This window comes from Niabella terrae (assembly GCF_054783135.1).
This window is the reverse complement of record NZ_BAAGRD010000042.1, coordinates 254268-267106: the sequence shown is the minus strand read 5'-3', so window position 1 is coordinate 267106 and position 12839 is coordinate 254268. Positions and strand designations below refer to the sequence as shown.

Below are 12839 nucleotides of genomic sequence, written 5' to 3'. Positions count from 1 at the left end.
TGCCGTAAGCTTCCTTCAGATTCCACCTCACGATGGACACCCTTGCTCTTAGCTAGTGGTTGGCGATTACAAACCCCCACAGAGGACTTTCACCTCCTAGTAACCCGACATGCACGGCACACAACAAGAAGCCCGCAAACGTTTAATTTGCGGGCTTCTTTATGTCGTGACTTGAAAGTCCTAGATTATCTTAACTGGGTAAATAAGGTATCCCATTTCTTTTCCAGGGCAGCGAATTTATCCCGATCCGCATTGGTTTTAGATTCCTGGATCTGATAAGAATAATACTCTGCCAGATTACCGGCAATGGTGCGGTAAGCACGTTTCTGGCTGGCATCCAGGCTCGAAATCTTGGCAAACATGGCGGCTGCTTTTTCAAAATTTTCTTTGGCCTTATCATATACCGCATTATACTTTGCCTTGGCATCGGTTAATTTCTGCTTGTCAGCAGCCGTAGCCTTGGAACCTTTCTTGGTCAATTCTGTTTCGATCGGCCGCAGATCATCGCCCAATCCCTGTGCTTTATTAGAATAATGATCACTTAACAATAAAATGGGCTGCAGTTCATCAGGTTTCAGGCTATGGGCTTTGTCCAGCGCAGCCAGCATTTTAGTCTCCAGTTCAGGGGCATTTTCGGGAAGTACTGCGCCCTCTTTACGGGAGTTCAGCGTATCGAATATCACTTCAGCATATGTCAGCTGGCTTTTGTAATCGTCGGGTTTGGCTGCCAGCAATTTTTCCAGACTGGCCAGTCTTTCATTGAAATCAGTGCTCGAACCGGCGGCAAAATCCAACAGGCTATAAGTAAAAAACTCGTCATCGGGATACAGTTGTTTACCCATGGCCTTGAACTTTTCAAAATTCTCGGTATCATTTTTAGCTGCATAATACCTAACCAGTCCTTTGTACACATCCTGATAACCCGTTCCCTGGAACTCTTTGATGTTCTTATCAGCAATACGGGTATAATATTTCAAAGCTTCTTCGGGATGCTTGGTTTGCTCCGCCAATACACCGGTATAATACACGGCTGCAGTATCGAAGGGCTTATCCAGGATCTTCTTTTCGATCAGCAAATCCGAATAGTTTACCGTCTTTTGGAATTTTTCAAAAGCCGGATCGTAGTTTTTCGCGTTAATATCGTTGATCGCAGAATTATAATAACCGGCATATAACTGGAAAGGGGTATTCTTGTAAATAGGATTTTCCAGCAATTTCATTTCCGGATCCAGCTCCTTGTATTTCAGAAAAGCAGCATCAGCTTCAGTCCTGTTCTGGTCAGCAGTTGCCGCTCTGCTGCTATCAATGGCCATCGCAGAAAATAAGGCCGCCTTAACCAGATATCCTTCCGGTTTTGAAAAGAATTTCTCATTGGAAGAATGCTTGTCAAAAGATTCCTTGGCTTTATCCAGTTGATTGAGGGTCAGCAGACCGGTGATCTCATCATATTTCTGTGCAAAACCCGTAATGGTGAATAAAACTGCAAAAGACGCTAGTAAAATACTTTTTTTCATCCTTTTTCTTTTTGATTTTTAGTGGCGTAAATACTTGATTTTATTATGCTCCGAACCCTGAAAGTTCCTGTGCAAGGATCTTATTCCCTGCCGGAAACATTCATTCGTAATAGCTGCCCAACGCATTGATCACTACTGTAAAGATCGTTTAATTTTCGGAAGTCGGGGGAAGTTCCGTGACTTCACCGGAAGCATCCGAAGCATCGCCGGTGGTTCCAGTTCCGTTATCTGCCTGCGGGTCAATTTCCGATTCTTCCTCCTGGATTTCCTGTTCGTCAACTTTGGTGATGGCGGCAATTTCATCGCCTTCATCTACCCGAATCAGTTTCACGCCCTGTGTCGCCCGACCCAACTCACTGATGCCGCTAACCGGCATCCGGATGATGATACCGCTTTTACAGGTAATCATCAGGTCCTCAGTTTCCCTTACATCCAGTAATCCAACCAGATTTCCGGTTTTATCCGTGATATTCAGGGTTTTAACCCCCTTTCCACCCCGGTTGGTGATCCGGTAATCATCTACAGCCGTCCTTTTACCATAGCCTTTTTCACTCACCACCAATACTGTAGATGCAGTATCCGTTGTACTTACACAAATCATGCCTATTACCTCGTCATGCTGGCCATCTACTTCAATTCCGGAGACGCCTATGGCACCCCGACCCGTGGCCCGGACTTTTGCTTCAGGGAAACGGATGGCGCGGCCACTTTTCACCGCCAGCATCACTTCGGAATTACCATCGGTAAGCTTCGCCTCCAGCAACTGATCACCTTCGACAATCGTAATGGCATTCACTCCGGTCTGACGTGGCCGGCTGAAATCTGCCAGATGGGTTTTCTTGATCACCCCTTTCTTGGTACAGAGCAGAATGCTGTGGTTCTCTACAAATTCCTGGTCCTTGAGGTCTTTGATATCAATGATGGCCCGGATCTTATCATCGGGCGGTAATTGCATCAGATTCTGGATGGCGCGTCCCTTGCCGGTTTTCTCTCCTTCGGGGATTTCATACACATTCAACCAGTAACACCGGCCTTTTTCCGTGAAGAACAGCAGGGTATGATGGGTCGAGGCCACGAAAAGATGTTCGATATAGTCCTCGTCCCTTGTCTTGCCGCCACGAACGCCACGACCGCCCCTTCTCTGGGCGCGGAATTCATCAGCCGGCGTGCGTTTGATATAGCCCAACTGAGAAATAGTAATCACAACGTCCTCATCCTTGATCAGATCCTTGATACTGACTTCATCATTCAGGTAGGTAATCTCTGTACGGCGGTCATTGCCGAATTTATCTTTGATCTCCGTCAGTTCGTCCTTGATAATACCATAGCGGAGTTCGGAATTATTTAATATCTCATTGAGGTGGGCAATCAGTTTGACCAGCTCATCATATTCTTCCTTAATCTTATCCCGTTCCATGCCGGTCAGGCGCTGTAATCTCAGCTCCAGAATGGCTTTGGCCTGCACTTCATCCAATCCCCAGCCAGCCTGTATCAGGTTTTCCTTGGCGATATCAGGCGTCGCGGAATTCCGGATCAAACGAATGACTTCATCCAGATGATCCAGTGCAATCAGATATCCCTGGAGGATATGGGCCCTTTTCTCGGCTTCTCTTAGTTCAAAACGGGTCCTTCGAACCACGACTTCATGACGGAATTCCACAAATTCGGCAATCATGTCTTTCAGGTTCAGGATTCTGGGCCTTCCCTTAACGATGGCGACATTGTTGATACCAAAAGAAGTCTGCAGATCGGTATGCTTGTACAGCTGGTTGATCACCACATTGGCAATGGCGTCTCGTTTCAGGTCGATAACTACCCGGGTGCCCTCCTTATTATTGGATTCGTTATTGACATGGGCAATGCCTTCAATCACACGGTTATTTACCAGTTCACCGATCCGATTGGTCAGCGCATCCCGGTTCACCTGATAAGGCACTTCCGAAATCACTATCTGCTCTCTCCCACTGGGCTTGGTATCTACCCGTACCCGGCCCCTGATAACAACCCGACCCCGGCCGGTATGCATGCCGGCCTTGATGCCTTCCATACCGTAGATGATCCCTCCGGTAGGGAAATCCGGTGCTTTTACAAACTCCATCAGTTCGTCCACCGTAATCTCGTTATTATCGATATAAGCGACACAGCCATCAATGACTTCACTCAGGTTATGCGGCATGATACTGGTGGCCATACCCACGGCGATACCGCTCGAGCCATTGACCAGCAGTTGAGGAATCCGGGTGGGCAGCACCACCGGCTCCTCTCTGGAATCGTCATAGTTGGGCTGAAAATCTACGGTGTCCTTCTCGATATCCAGTAAGGTATGTTCAGCGATCTGTTGCAACCGGACTTCGGTATACCTCATGGCAGCCGGTCCGTCTCCATCCTGATTACCAAAATTACCCTGCCCATCAACCAGCAGGTACCGCATGCTCCAGGGTTGCGCCATCCGCACCATCGCGTCGTATACCGAGCTGTCTCCATGTGGGTGATACTTACCCAACACTTCCCCGACGACCAGTGCCGATTTGCGGTAAGGACGATTGGCCCGCAGGCCCAAATCGTTCATTGCATACAGTATCCGCCGGTGTACCGGTTTAAGTCCGTCCCTGACATCAGGCAGGGCCCGCCCTACGATTACACTCATGGAGTAATCGATATAAGCGGTTTTCATTTGCTCTTCTATATTGACGGGAATGATCCTGTTATTATCCTGTGTTTCCTGTGGCTCCTGATTCTCTTCCATCTAAAAATTATCTGCTTAAATTATGGATTAAAACGATAGTATTGAACTCTGGCAAATTTAATCATTTCCCGCCTGAAAACCATGCACAAAAAGGCCTGTTTTTCACAGATTATACACCCCATACGGGCACCAAATTCAGGCGCGCAATAAGCGGCCTGCGGCCTTGATCAAAACAGCCTGCTGCGGGCGCCTGCGGACCGGTTGCTATAACAAAAAAACGCCCCGATCTGACAGAACGGCGACGTTTTACAAAAGATAAGGTATGGTCGATTATTTTAATCCGAACGCTTTCCTGACTTTGGTCACATAATCCAGTTTTTCCCAGGTGAAGAGTTCTACTGATTTGGTGACTTTTTTCCCGTCAGGAGAAACAAAGGTCTTTGATACTGTCTCGGGATTACGTCCCATATGACCGTAAGCCGCCGTTTCGCTGTAAATCGGGTTACGTAACTTGAGCCTTTTTTCAATAAAGTAAGGTCGCATATCAAAAATTTCCTCGACAATTTTGCTGATTTGACCATCGGTCAGATTGACTTTAGCCGTCCCAAAACTATTCACGTTGATACTGGTTGGTTTCGCCACACCGATAGCATAGGACACCTGTACCAGCACTTCATCCGCCAATCCGGCGGCTACCAGATTTTTGGCAATATGACGGGTTGCATAGGCGGCACTCCGATCCACTTTGCTGGGATCCTTACCACTAAATGCGCCACCGCCATGGGCTCCTTTACCGCCATAGGTATCGACAATAATCTTGCGTCCCGTCAGACCGGTATCGCCATGTGGGCCACCGATCACAAATTTTCCGGTGGGATTGATATGATATTTGATCTTATCATTAAACAGTTTGCGATACTGCGGATATTTCTTGATCACACGGGGAATCAAAATCTTCTTCACATCTTCACTGATCCTGGACAACATTTTGGGCTCGGTGTCAAAATCATCATGCTGGGTAGATATAACAATCGCATCGATACGGATCGGCTTGTTATTATCATCATATTCCAGGGTCACCTGACTTTTGGAATCCGGCCGCAGGTATTTAATCTTTTTATCCTCTCTTCTGAGTGCTGCCAGTTCGATGAGCAGGGTATGCGCCAGATCCAGTGCCAATGGCATATAATTTTCTGTCTCGTTGGTCGCATAGCCAAACATCATGCCCTGATCGCCCGCACCCTGGTCTTCCTTTTTCTTCCGGTCCACGCCCTGATTGATATCAGCGGACTGTTCATGGATAGCGGATAAAACGCCGCAGGAATTGGCTTCAAACATATAGGCGCTCTTCGTGTATCCAATTTTGGATATTACTTTTCTGGCGATATCCTGTACATCCAGATATGCATTGGATCTGACTTCACCGGCAAGCACCACCTGTCCCGTGGTCACCAGGGTTTCACAGGCGACTTTGGACTGAGGATCAAAAGCCAGGAAATTATCTATCAGTGCATCAGATATCTGATCGGCTACTTTATCAGGATGGCCTTCAGAGACACTCTCGGATGTAAACAGGTAAGGCATAGTTATACTTGATTTATTTGTAATATTAAAAACGGGTGCAAAGATAAGACCTGCACCCGTTGCTACGAAATTATTATAATAATGTAAAATCCATTGAATTAGAACGGCCGATCCAGGCCTTTTTTTCTACTGCAACCTGGAATACACGACCCTTAATTTCATTTTCTGCGTCGGATGGTTGCCGCCACCAATACGCACCCTGCCGACACCTGCTACACCGAAAAAGCTGTTCTGTGGTATGGACAGTCGGGAAGTATAATAAGGGTTAAGATCACCCAGTGGCAACAATACTGCCGCCGGCGCATAGAGTCGCATACCGTATACCGGCATGTCGTCAGAAACAATATGCTGGGTATACTTGGTGATATTAAAGCGCCATTGTTTCACCCGGTTCCCCAGCGGGTCATTCTTGAAATAATAGGTGTAGGGATAAGAGCTGTTCTGCACACTATAAAAAGCCTCGTAATTGGAAAGAATATAACTGGAAGATCCGGTGGTGACTCCAAAAGCATAAGGCACGAGTTTATAGGCGCCGGCAGTTGAGTCATACACATCCAGAAATACATTTCCGGGAACATAGAACGCCGAATCCGAGGGATCATAGATATTTTCCATCTGCAGTTCTGCCAGGTGTATAATACTATTGCTCAGACCACTGAGTCCCGGTATTTTAATATTGGCAAAAGTACCCGGTGTATTCTGCAGGTAAACCACTTCGTCCGGAATATTATCATCTGCGCCCAGCGTCACCTGCGTGCCATTATAATCACGGGCAATATAGTTGGCATTCGCATTGGCGCTATTCGCAAAATTAAACTCCGCTACTGCGGTATCAATATCGGAAGGAGTATCTGTATTATTATACCGGTAATATACAGCCAGTTTAGCACTGGCAGTGCTCGAAGTCAGGTACATACCCAGCAAACAATTACCACTGGTGGCCTTCAAAGCCAGCCCCTTAAATTTCAGGCGGAACAGGGAATCTGAACTATATGCATCATTGGCACCAATGGTATCATAGGCCAGCAGGCGGTCGCCGAAACTGTCATCCAGCCGGATTCGCAGCTGATTGGCCACTTTGCTTGTGTCTTCAACGGCGATTACTTCGATGGAATCGGCCAGGCTCCTGGGGATAAAAGTTTTCGATCCCAACAAAGTAGTCGTCGGTAGTAAACTTTGAAGTTTATAGGAACTATCATAAGTAAAATCAGCAGCGGGATCAATTTCTTCCACCTGTACCGTCATCGGGCTCAGGGTATCGCCATAATAGAAGCCACTGGCATGATCAATTACCAGCACCACCGAATCCAGATACAGGGAACCAGGCTTGTTTTTGAAAGGTGTCGTTCCACCAGGCGCTACCTGGAAAAAAATCCGGCTGTCCGTGGTGCCAAAAAGCGGGTCGTTGATATTGCCCAGAATATGGGCATAGGAATATGCGGTTCTGAAAGAATCAAGAGCGGCAGGAAATATGCCATTATAGGTCTCGACTTCCAGCGTAGTATCAAAAGTATTGATATTATCAATATCAGGAATCAAATCCTGACCCAGTTCCGTAGGCAGATTGATCTTGGTACAGGAAGAAAAATAAGTTACAGCAATGACCAGGCAGACGCCAAAACCTAATACAAAATATTTTTTCACAAATGAATGTTTGAGATACCGGTCAGGGTCCGGTTAAATTATTCTGCAAGATCGTTATACAGTTGTAAATACTCTGTTAAATCGGAATCTTCCTTGAATTGCAGGGTTTTCTTGCCTCGAACTTTAGAAAATTCAGTAGACAGTTTCTTGTCGATCTTCGAAGCGCCGAAAGTAATGGCATCTGCATAAGTAGCACCACCCCGCATCATCGCCACATTGGAACCATCTTTGAAAGGCTCCAGGTCTTTTTCCTTAAGGGAGTTATGGATTAATGCCTTTTGGATAAATCCTTTACCCAGCTTCTCTTTGAAAGTAGTTTCACCGATGGTAAATACGATTTTGCTATGGGCAAAAACCGGTTCTTTTTTATACACTGTCTTCAGGTAGGCAGGGATCAGACCGGTCATCCAGCCGCTGCAATGAATTACATCCGGACTCCAGCCAAATTTCTTTACGGTTTCCAGCGCTCCCTTGCAATAAAATACAGTTCTCAGATCATTATCTGGAAACCAGTTGTTGTCTTCGTCGTGAAACAGGGTTTTGCGCTTGAACAGTTCCTCATTTTCCAGAAAATATACCTGCAGGCGGGCACTGGGCAGCGAGGCCACCTTAATTTGCAGCGGCATATCATCGTTATCCACTGTAACATTGATGCCCGATAAACGGACCACTTCATGCAAACGGTGCCGGCGTTCGTTAATGACACCGAATCGGGGCATAATACAACGAACTTCAAAACCATTATCATTTGCCTTTATAGCCAGTTTATTTACAATCTCAGAAAATTCGGTCAACTCTAAATAAGGGGACATTTCATTGGCTATAAATAAAATTCTTTTCTTTGTTGACATGCGCGGCTGTTTTATAAAGGGTGCAAAATTACGAATTTATCAGCAAATGGCCGAATGCAATGCTAAATATTATAGTTTTAACGAATGAGACTCTTTAAAAAAACTGCAGATATTCAACGGTTTTTGACCGATCAGGCCGTAGAGAATGTCGGTTTTGTACCCACCATGGGGGCCCTGCATCAGGGGCATCTGGACCTGATCCGTAAGAGCCGGGAACAGTGCGCTTACACCGTGGCCAGCATCTTTGTGAACCCGACCCAGTTCAACAACCCTGCAGATCTGGAAAAATACCCCCGAACCATCGGCGCTGATATCCGGGCATTGGAAGCCAGCAGTACGGACCTGCTTTTTTTGCCGGAAGTCTCCGAAATCTACCCTGCTGGCTATCGGTCTCCCCACTATGAACTGGGATCCCTGGAATCCCTTTTCGAAGGCGCATTCCGGCCCGGCCATTTTCAGGGCGTTTGCCAGGTCGTGGACCGGCTTTTTGAAATCGTCCGGCCAAACAGGGTATTTTTCGGACAGAAAGACTACCAGCAATGCATGGTCATTGCAAAGCTGTTAACCGCCAGACCGGCGTTTCATTCCATACAAATGCAGATCATACCCACCCGTCGGGAAGCCGACGGCCTGGCCATGAGCAGCCGTAACTTGCGACTCAGCCCTGCTGAAAGACAGCAGGCTCCGGCAATTTACCAGACGCTGCAATGGATAAAAACCGAGATTCGGCCCGGTAATCTCCTGCCCCTGATGGAGGCGGCCGAACAACAACTGCGCTCCCGGGGTTTTCGACCGGAATACATTTCGATGGCCGATGCCCAAACCCTGGAACCGGTAAATCTCTGGGACGGACAGCAGCCCCTGGTGGCACTTGTTGCTGCATTTCTCGGCGAGATCCGGTTAATTGACAATCTGGTGCTCTAAGCTCCCGCAATACCAATCTGTTAGCAGTGATATAACCACTAAAATTCATTAAATTGCCGCCCCTGTCAGGTCCTGGGAACCGCTGCCGGCCAGAATACGGCGCTCCATTTCCCGATGTGACCGATAATAGTTTGAACTTATTTCAGCCATTAAAGAAAATCAATATGCAAACAATACAAGTAAATGCTTTTGGAACCGAAGGTCCGGAAGCCGACCTGCAGCCCATGCAAATCACACGTCGCGAGGTGCAGGAAAAAGACGTTGAAATAGAAATTCTGTATTGTGGCGTCTGTCATTCGGATCTTCATACTGCCCGCAATGAATGGCATGGCACCGTCTATCCGAATGTGCCCGGACATGAAATTGTTGGCCGGATTTCCAAAACCGGTTCCGGCGTATCAAAGTTCAAAGTTGGAGATCTGGCTGCTGTCGGTTGTATGGTGGATAGTTGTCGGGAATGTCCGTCCTGCAAGTCCGGTAATGAACAGTACTGTGAACAGGGCAGCACCCTCACCTATAACAGTCCGGACAAGCACTTGCCCCAACAGACTTTCGGAGGGTATTCGGAACGTGTTGTTGTCGATGAAGATTTTGTATTGAAAGTACCAAAAAACCTGGACCTGGCAGCCACTGCTCCCCTCCTATGTGCTGGCGTAACCACCTGGTCTCCCTTGCGACACTGGCAGATTGGCCCCGGCATGCGGGTCGGCATTGTGGGCATTGGTGGTCTGGGCCATATGGGCGTTAAATTTGCCAGGGCAATGGGCGCGGAAGTCATTGTATTAACGACTTCAGACTCCAAGATTGAAGATGCCAAAAGGCTGGGTGCCGATGAAGTCATTCTGTCCACTGACCCCGCTCAGATGAAGGCAGCAGCAAACAGCCTGCATTTTATACTGGACTGTGTATCGGCCAGTCATGATATCAATGCCTACCTGAAGCTCCTTAAAACAGATGGCACACTGGTGCTGGTAGGTGCACCTGAACATCCGCTACCTGTCGCAGCCTTCAGCCTGATACCTGCCCGTAAAAGTTTTGCAGGGTCCACAATAGGTAGTATTCAGGAAACCCAGGAAATGTTGGATTTTTGCGGGACGCATCAAATCACAGCTGATATCGAATTAATCCAGATCCAGGATATTAATACGGCCTATGAGCGCCTGTTAAATGGAGATGTGAAATACCGATTCGTGATCGATATGGCTTCCCTGAAATCGACCGATTAACTTAATCACAATTCAATAGGACAAAGTGCCCACTATGATGGTTCGGCGTTACATCTGCTTCATATAGCTTTGACCGGACCAGCGAGCCTGCATTTTTCACCTTGAAAAGAAGCCGGTATATCGATCAACCAGTAGTAAACCATTTTGAAAAATCAGTCCAGTTTATAGGGGGTTAAGACAAACACTTGCATAAAACTCAATGTTGACAGTAGTTTCTTGGTCATTCAAAATCGCCCTTCTAAAATTTGAAAATACTTTTTAATAAGTCATTGATTCTGTCCGTCAACAAATGCACAAGTTCTTCGTCCATGAATTCATATTGGTCTTTAATATGTAGGACTTCAATTTTGGGAAGGTTTAAATGCCTATAAGTTCCACGAATTCTTGCCCTGTGTCCAACTTCCATAACAAAAATTAAGTTCGCCCAATTCAAATCTTGTTCAGTAATTTTTCTTTCGCTTTTTGGACTTAGTCCCACAGAACGAATTTTAAACCGGCTATCGTTCTTAAAAAGATATTCAGCTGTCCTGCTACGTTTTTTATTACGTCCGCAAACCACAAGCAAATTTGGTCTATCTGTCATCATTTGAAGAGATTCGCTTTACATTTAATATGCAACTGGGCGCAGTTTCCAAAGCAGTGGGGCTTTTGGTAAATTTAATGTAAAAGTAAAAAAGTTCAGATTTTTGGGTTAAAAAAGGGAAAAGTCTATGTAAAAGCCTGCCCCTTATTGCTATCCGAGGCAGGTATATCGAATCAAGTATAGCTAACAGATCATAATATATGTTTCCATTATTCATTGTTTTTGCTGAACAATAGAAATAATTCTATTGGGCTTCTTGGCGGTTAAGGAAAGGAAGTTTGAACCGGGCTGCTTTCGCAGCCATCAGGTCATAACATTACGATTCTTACCGAAACAGTCTAACCCAGGACCAGATGGCGTTTTTAGCTGAAAATTCATAAAATTTCTGCCACTTTCGGCATCCTGGAAATGCTTTTCTATGATTTTGATTGATTTTTAAAGTTTTTTTAAACTAATTTTAAGCCCAAAAAACTTCTATGCGTTGGAATCAAATGGGCTTTTCCCTGTTGTTTCTGCTAGTAATCAGCAGTTGCGCTACCAGTAAAAAAGCCCAAAAACAGGAGCTGTCCTTCGAACAGGGCATTCATCAGATCAACCACCTGGTGGTGGTATATATGGAGAATCACAGTTTTGATAACTTGTACGGGGAATTCAAGGGAGCCGACGGAATTAAAAATGCCCAAAAGGGTCATTTTATCCAGATAGACGAGAACGGTAAGCCCTATACCTATTTGCCGGAAATCCCACGTAATAATTCCTTTCCGACCAACTTGCCCAACGCCTTATTCAATATCGACCAGTACGTACCATCGGATAAGAAAACGCCGGATGTCACCCATCGTTTCTACCACAATCAGGTACAGATCAACGGCGGTAAAATGGATCAGTTCGCGGCCTATAATGATTCCAAAGGTCTGGCCATGGGATACTATACCACGCAAAAGCTGCCGCTGTATACTTTTGCCAAAAAATATACCCTTTGCGATCAATTCTTCCAGAGTGTGTATGGCGGCTCCTACCTCAACCACATCTATATGATTTCGGCTGCCATACCAGTATGGCCCGATGCACCCAAAAAACTGATCGCCCGCCTGGACGCCAATGGAAAAATGAAAAAAGACGGCATCGTGTCTCCGGATGGATATGCAGTGAATCATGTGCTTTCCCGGAACAGCCCCTACCCGTCCAAATCTGATACCAGCAAGTTACTACCTTCCCAAAATATGCCGACGATTGGTGACAAGCTCACCGAAAAAGGTGTTTCCTGGGCCTGGTATTCTGAAGGCTGGGACAATGCGGTGGCCGGAAAGAAAAATAATTTTGCCTATAACCATGAACCATTTCTGTATTTCGACAATTATCAGGAAGGTAAGCCAGGCCGGGCTCATATGAAGGATCAGAACGATTTTTTACAGGCAGCCAGGGCGGGCAATCTGCCGGCAGTTTCTTTTGTCAAACCCGGAGGAGGAAATGACGAACACCCCGGAAGTTCAGATGTATATTCTTCGGAACAGCTGGCGGTCGAACTGATCAATGCTGTTCTGGAAGGACCCCAGGCAAAAGATGCATTGGTGATCCTTACCTATGACGAATTTGGGGGTTATTTCGATCATGTAAAACCACCGGTAATCGACCGATGGGGACCCGGCAGCCGGATTCCGGCAATTGTCATTGGCCCTTTTGCTAAAAAAGGTCATGTCGATCATAGCCAGTATGAAACGGTGAGTATCCTTTCCTTTATTGAACATCGCTGGGGCATTGAACCCCTGGCCGAAAGGGACCGGAAAGCCAATCCATTCAGAAATGCGCTGGTGTTTAAGTAAAAGC

General features: G+C 46.4%; 9 protein-coding genes. 3 read left to right on the top strand and 6 right to left on the bottom strand.

Going from position 1 to position 12839, the window contains the following annotated elements; genetic code table 11:
- Positions 1-185: 185 nt before the first annotated feature.
- From ACYVI9_RS18920 to ACYVI9_RS18900, 5 genes are all read right to left on the bottom strand, one after another.
- Positions 186-1514, bottom strand: a complete 1329-nt coding sequence (locus tag ACYVI9_RS18920) for a hypothetical protein (RefSeq protein WP_460768014.1) — start codon at positions 1512-1514, stop codon at positions 186-188.
- A 148-nt stretch (positions 1515-1662) separates the two neighbouring features.
- Complete coding sequence (gyrA, locus tag ACYVI9_RS18915; RefSeq protein ID WP_460768011.1) at positions 1663-4260, bottom strand: DNA gyrase subunit A; 2598 nt, start codon at positions 4258-4260, stop codon at positions 1663-1665.
- 270 nt (positions 4261-4530) lie between these two features.
- Positions 4531-5784 (bottom strand): methionine adenosyltransferase, encoded by a 1254-nt coding sequence (metK, locus tag ACYVI9_RS18910; protein ID WP_460768008.1) that lies wholly within the window; start codon positions 5782-5784, stop codon positions 4531-4533.
- Positions 5785-5910: 126 nt separating this feature from the next.
- On the bottom strand, positions 5911-7428 hold the full coding sequence (locus tag ACYVI9_RS18905; RefSeq protein WP_460768005.1) for a DUF4270 family protein: 1518 nt from the start codon (positions 7426-7428) through the stop codon (positions 5911-5913).
- A 38-nt stretch (positions 7429-7466) separates the two neighbouring features.
- Positions 7467-8279, bottom strand: a complete 813-nt coding sequence (locus ACYVI9_RS18900; RefSeq protein WP_460768003.1) for a glycogen/starch synthase — start codon at positions 8277-8279, stop codon at positions 7467-7469.
- Between the two features lie 84 nt (positions 8280-8363).
- Here ACYVI9_RS18900 and panC point away from each other — a divergent pair, with 84 nt between their 5' ends.
- Both panC and ACYVI9_RS18890 read left to right on the top strand, forming a co-directional pair.
- The gene (gene panC, locus ACYVI9_RS18895) at positions 8364-9203 is read left to right on the top strand and encodes a pantoate--beta-alanine ligase (RefSeq protein ID WP_460768000.1); all 840 of its coding nucleotides are present in this window, start codon (positions 8364-8366) and stop codon (positions 9201-9203) included.
- Positions 9204-9367: 164 nt separating this feature from the next.
- Positions 9368-10429: an NAD(P)-dependent alcohol dehydrogenase gene (locus ACYVI9_RS18890; RefSeq protein ID WP_460767998.1), complete on the top strand. Its 1062-nt coding sequence runs from the start codon at positions 9368-9370 to the stop codon at positions 10427-10429.
- A gap of 238 nt (positions 10430-10667) precedes the next feature.
- Here the strand turns inward: ACYVI9_RS18890 and ACYVI9_RS18885 are convergent, their stop codons facing one another.
- On the bottom strand, positions 10668-11015 hold the full coding sequence (locus tag ACYVI9_RS18885; protein ID WP_460767995.1) for a low molecular weight phosphatase family protein: 348 nt from the start codon (positions 11013-11015) through the stop codon (positions 10668-10670).
- Positions 11016-11488: 473 nt separating this feature from the next.
- Here ACYVI9_RS18885 and ACYVI9_RS18880 point away from each other — a divergent pair, with 473 nt between their 5' ends.
- Entirely contained in the window at positions 11489-12835 is a 1347-nt protein-coding gene (locus tag ACYVI9_RS18880) for a phospholipase C (RefSeq protein WP_460767993.1), read from the top strand.
- The last annotated feature ends 4 nt before the right edge of the window (positions 12836-12839 follow it).

Bases quoted from the DNA above. Each gene is read 5' to 3' on its own strand.
- ACYVI9_RS18890 (WP_460767998.1), top strand. From the start codon at position 9,368: ATGCAAACAATACAAGTAAATGCTTTTGGAACCGAAGGTCCGGAAGCC.
- panC (WP_460768000.1), top strand. From the start codon at position 8,364: ATGAGACTCTTTAAAAAAACTGCAGATATTCAACGGTTTTTGACCGAT.
- metK (WP_460768008.1), bottom strand. From the start codon at position 5,784: ATGCCTTACCTGTTTACATCCGAGAGTGTCTCTGAAGGCCATCCTGAT.
- ACYVI9_RS18885 (WP_460767995.1), bottom strand. From the start codon at position 11,015: ATGATGACAGATAGACCAAATTTGCTTGTGGTTTGCGGACGTAATAAA.
- ACYVI9_RS18880 (WP_460767993.1), top strand. From the start codon at position 11,489: ATGCGTTGGAATCAAATGGGCTTTTCCCTGTTGTTTCTGCTAGTAATC.
- gyrA (WP_460768011.1), bottom strand. From the start codon at position 4,260: ATGGAAGAGAATCAGGAGCCACAGGAAACACAGGATAATAACAGGATC.
- ACYVI9_RS18920 (WP_460768014.1), bottom strand. From the start codon at position 1,514: ATGAAAAAAAGTATTTTACTAGCGTCTTTTGCAGTTTTATTCACCATT.
- ACYVI9_RS18900 (WP_460768003.1), bottom strand. From the start codon at position 8,279: ATGTCAACAAAGAAAAGAATTTTATTTATAGCCAATGAAATGTCCCCT.